Annotated in this window: 1 protein-coding gene; it reads left to right on the forward strand. The window is 66.0% G+C overall.

Features of this window, described 5'->3' with window-relative positions; all coding sequences use genetic code 11:
- Positions 1-641: IS110 family transposase (locus tag QZH66_RS17915; protein WP_305807160.1), on the forward strand; the 641-nt coding region annotated here is incomplete at both ends.

The raw sequence follows: 641 nt of genomic DNA on the forward strand, positions 1-641 counted from the left end.
GGCCGAAGCCTTGGCCACGAGCAATCGACTCCGTGGCCTGTTGGCCGAGTTCGGCGTGGTCATGGCTCGCAGCGAGGCTGCCTTGCTGCGGGCGCTGGGTGATGACGTGATCCGCGCCGACCTGCCACCGATGCTGCTGGAATTGCTCGACCAGCATGCCGCGCACTGGCGGCAGCTGCGCGAGCGCCTGACCGAGTGCGACCGGCATATCGCCACCCAGGCCAAAGCCGACCCATGCTGCGTCCGGGTGCAGCGGTTGACAGGTGTTGGTGCGTTGACGGCGGATGCCATGGTCGCCAGCGTCGGCAATGCCAGGGAGTTCAAGAACGGTCGACAGCTGTCGGCATGGTTGGGACTGGTTCCGACCCAGCATTCCAGCGGAGGGCGCGCCGTGCTAGGCGAGATCAGCTGCAAGGGTGATGGCTACCTGCGAACCTTGCTGATCCAAGGTGCACGCAGCAGCTTGCAGCGCGCCCAGGCAGTCGTGCCGGAGCGGGCAACGCCCGAGCAACTGTGGATCCGCGATCTGGCTCAGCGCCTGCCCTTTGGCAAGCTATTGGTGGCCATCGCCAACAAGCATGCGCGCCAGATCTGGGCGATGCTGGCACGCGACGAAGAGTACGACGCACACGCGTGGCTGA

Source organism: Stenotrophomonas sp. YIM B06876, from assembly GCF_030711595.1.
GTDB lineage: Bacteria > Pseudomonadota > Gammaproteobacteria > Xanthomonadales > Xanthomonadaceae > Stenotrophomonas.